This is a genomic window from Syntrophales bacterium (assembly GCA_030655775.1).
Taxonomy (GTDB): Bacteria; Desulfobacterota; Syntrophia; order Syntrophales; family JADFWA01; genus JAUSPI01.
The window spans coordinates 1-3,629 of the sequence record JAUSPI010000055.1 but is presented as its reverse complement, the minus strand read 5'-3'; the positions used below and the strand labels follow the sequence as shown (position 1 = coordinate 3,629).

4 protein-coding genes and 1 tRNA gene are annotated in these 3,629 nt (G+C 42.1%); 3 read left to right on the top strand and 2 right to left on the bottom strand.

All coding sequences use genetic code 11. The annotated features are described in order from the left end of the window. Nucleotides 1-128 precede the first annotated feature (128 nt). Nucleotides 129-1,337 carry an SEC-C domain-containing protein gene (locus Q7J27_02870; protein ID MDO9528081.1) on the bottom strand — a complete coding sequence of 403 codons (1,209 nt, stop codon included), beginning with the start codon at nt 1,335-1,337 and terminating at the stop codon, nt 129-131. A gap of 297 nt (nt 1,338-1,634) precedes the next feature. Between Q7J27_02870 and Q7J27_02865 the strand changes: the two genes are divergently transcribed. From Q7J27_02865 to Q7J27_02855, 3 genes are all read left to right on the top strand, one after another. After that, nucleotides 1,635-1,916 (top strand): type II toxin-antitoxin system RelE/ParE family toxin, encoded by a 282-nt coding sequence (locus Q7J27_02865; GenBank protein MDO9528080.1) that lies wholly within the window; start codon nt 1,635-1,637, stop codon nt 1,914-1,916. 12 nt (nt 1,917-1,928) lie between these two features. Then, nucleotides 1,929-2,234, top strand: a complete 306-nt coding sequence (locus tag Q7J27_02860; protein MDO9528079.1) for a HigA family addiction module antitoxin — start codon at nt 1,929-1,931, stop codon at nt 2,232-2,234. A gap of 161 nt (nt 2,235-2,395) precedes the next feature. Beyond that, a complete protein-coding gene (locus Q7J27_02855) occupies nt 2,396-2,842 on the top strand; it encodes a hypothetical protein (GenBank protein MDO9528078.1) in 447 nt (148 codons plus the stop codon). Nucleotides 2,843-3,492: 650 nt separating this feature from the next. On the opposite strand, the gene Q7J27_02850 is transcribed toward Q7J27_02855, so the two are convergent. Further along, a tRNA-Gln gene (locus tag Q7J27_02850) sits at nt 3,493-3,566 on the bottom strand. Nucleotides 3,567-3,629 lie beyond the last annotated feature (63 nt).

The following is a 3,629-nucleotide window of genomic DNA, read 5'->3' as shown; positions in this document are numbered from 1 at the left end:
TCCTGAACTCGTTTCAGGATCTCGCTTGTTTCAGCATCTAAACATTTCAATAAGTTAGAGACCCTGAAATAAATTCAGGGTGACAAAAAAAGACTTTTTACGAACTTGTCAGGTTTTGGTAATAGATTTTAATGAATAAGCTTTTCGTCCCTTGGGTGATGTAAAAATTGATGGGCCAGGGCATTGTAATAGTCCATAAAGAGCTTTGTAAAGTCCTCAAGTTCTTCTTTGCTTTCAAAGGTGATCTGGGAAAATATCGGTTCAAAGTAGCTCATGAATCCTTTGGATTTGAACTCGTCGGCTGGAGCCTTGATAACCTCAAGAGACTTCTCTTTCAGTTGTGGAAATAGTGAGGTCATACCTTTTGCCAAGAGAAACCGGCGAATCGAACTTTCCGATTGCCTTTCCATTGTAATGGCATAGCGATTGATTTGCATGGGCTCAAGACGGGCTTCTTCTTCCTTCAACTCCCTCAGTTTTTCTTCTGCCCAGGGAAGGTGGCATTTCTTGAATTTTTTACCGGAACCACACGGACACTGTTCATTTCTTCCGATACTATTAAAATTTTCGAGAACATAATCTTCCATATCTTCTGTTTCCGCCTTCTCATCTTCCTTTAACCAGCGCTCCTGCCTTTTTTCCATCTCTTCAAGACTATAAAATGATTCTATGTCGTAACGGAATGCAGGCGGTTCGTTCACATTATCGAAAAAATAATCCAGGTCTTCTCTGGAGAGCGTCTCAAGCTCTACCTCACCTTTTTCGAAATATTCTTCGAAAAGAGGTTTAAGATCGGTGCGGTTAATCTGTGCAAAATCACCTATAAGATCTGCCCTTAGACTGTAAGTGGTATCAGGAGAAGTAATAATGGTGTAAAGATATTCTTCAATGTCTTTTCTTGTTTCAGGATAAGATTCCCAAATATTCCACAGCCCGATTATCTGGCTAAGAATGTCGTGACCTTCCACAGATTTAAACTCAGAGATATATTCCTTCAGCTTTGGAATGACGGCCGGTCCAATGCGTGAATAGCATTCAGACATTGCGTCCCAGAACCAATCTATACGGTATCTATGGCCATACTCACTGGCTTTGAACAGTGCATCTATGGAGCGTAAATCTCCCAATATGCCTAATATATAAACTGCATGAATCACACCCCACCATCTGTCACTGCCGTCCCATTGGTAGTTCTCTTCTTCGGTAAGAACGTCGCACAGAAGTGGAACAATGCTCTGTTGCCGTCTTTTTGCCTCGTCAACATAATCGAGGCCGAGACGGTCACCCTCGGTAAAGATAAGGTTCAGGAATTCTGTGTCGGATAACTCATGATACATGATAACTTTCTCGTAGGGCTCAGAAGATTGGAAATTGTTACCACATTTAGAAAATCCTGTAAATCGATATAGCAGGTGTATGAACTTTAAAAATTAACAATGGAGTTGTGATACGGAAGGGGTTTGTCTCATTTTCCTGTTCGTTTGTTTCTTCCTTCTTCCTGAAAGCGTGATATGTCCTCTATCCCATTGAATACGACTTTTCAGCTGGTAAGCAAGTCATTCCTGCCTGAATAGAGTACCGTAGAAAAACATTCCCCACTTGACATTAATAAACATATAGTTTACTATCTAGCTATGATTAGATCTTTTCGGTGCAACGAAACAGCTAAGATTTTGCGTCGGGAATTTTCTCGAAAATTTCCCAGTGACATTCAAGAGCGGGCATTTATGAAACTTAATGCCATTGATGCGGCCGTTCAGATCCAAGATTTACGACTCCCTGCCTCTAATCGGCTCGAGGTTATGAAAGGGGACAGGAAAGGCCAATGGAGTATTCGCATTAACGATCAGTGGCGGATCTGTTTCCAATGGATCGACGGATATGCGGAAGATGTGGAGATCGAGGATTATCATTAGAGGAGGTTTGACATGACCAAGAAACGCATTTCACCGGTACATCCCGGGGTATATTTGAAGGAATTATTGGATGAACTGACGTTGTCCCAATATCGCCTTGCGAAAGACATTTGTGTGCCCGCCATGCGGGTCAGTTACGTCGTGAATGGAAAACGACCGGTTACTGCTGAACTCGCTCTGCGTTTAGGGCGATATTTTGGCCAGAGCCCGCGTTATTGGCTGAACCTGCAAAGTCGATATGACATGGATATTGCGGAAGATACCTTGTCAGACCAGGTGGAGAGACAAGTTCGACCACTTGCCGCTGCTGTGTCATAACTTCCTGAACTGTTTCTTTTCTAATTTTACCAGTTCATGCGATATTTCAAATGGTAATGATTATTGTTGAAAATAATTGACATACAAATGTAACTTTTCTATGTTTAACCTAAGAGAAAGCAAAGTCTTATCAAATCATATATCAATTGAGAGGAGGTTCTATGAAACGATTAAGTGTAGTAGTAGTTCTGTTTGCGGTTTTTATGTATTTTTCAGTAGGGACGGTTTTTGCCGAATCAACCGTACTGAACTTGAAGGGTAAGTGGACGACTAAGAGCTATGCTCATCACCACTCAAAACGAGGTTTCTTTTCCAACTCAGAAGTGGACGGCCAATGGATAATTAAAGAGCAGCAGGGAAGATTTTTTTATGGCGACCGTTCCTACACCAAGAGACAAATCAGCAAAAAAAAGGGCACGGAAGGTTTTTCCGGTGTTATCTCCAGAGATGGTAAACGCGTTTATATAGTTGATCATGAGGATGATATTCTGATAGGCGATGTTTTATCCGACAATTCTATCGAATTCATTATTATTAATGAATCGGAAAAAGGCAATAAAAATCACCAACCCTCAGTCGGCCTGATGGAAATCGAAAGGGTCAAATAGCGAAGCAGATATCTGCTACACCACCTGGTCTTTCGAAGCCATCCTCATTTCAAGATGGTTTCGGAAGGCCATAGATACCTTTTGCAATTAGAAGAGAGTCGTGAATTTTGGAAAGCGGCAGGCGCATGTTTCCATTAGTAATCGATAAACTTTAACCGCCTTGATTCTGTTTGTTAGTAGGTGAAGCCAATAATGCTTTTCTAATCTCGGATAGTTTCCACATATCGTAATCACAACATAACTTGCCATGCGCTTTACAGCAGTTATATGGTGGGTTTAGTTACGTAGGAATGCTTTTTAAAACTAATTTCATTCAGGTACAGGCAGGGGAATAGGACCTACACAAAAGTTACGAAAACACTGAAAATGGAAAAGCAACAGCCGCTCGACCCTGCCTGTTTAACTGAAATGGCTGGTTATCCTCAAATTTCTTCAAAGTTCATGCAGCTTTAATTCTTTTGAGGCTTTTAAGGTCAGTTCTCTGCTGTGCTTTCCACAAATCATATTGCAGCTGTAACTTTAGCCAGCCTTCCGGAGAGCGACCAAAGACTTTCGAGAGCCTAATGGCCATTTCAGGACTAATTCCTGATCGGCCGTTCAATAAAGAAGAAAAAGGGGCAGCCTGGTGATGGCTAACCCCTTGTTTTTACTGGCTGGGAGACCAGGATTCGAACCTGGATTCACGGAGTCAGAGTCCGTTGTCCTACCGTTGAACGATCTCCCAGTAGTTTGTGTCAGTGATTCATGTAAATCTCCCCGCCCACAGGGCGGGGCATGCGGGGTGCGT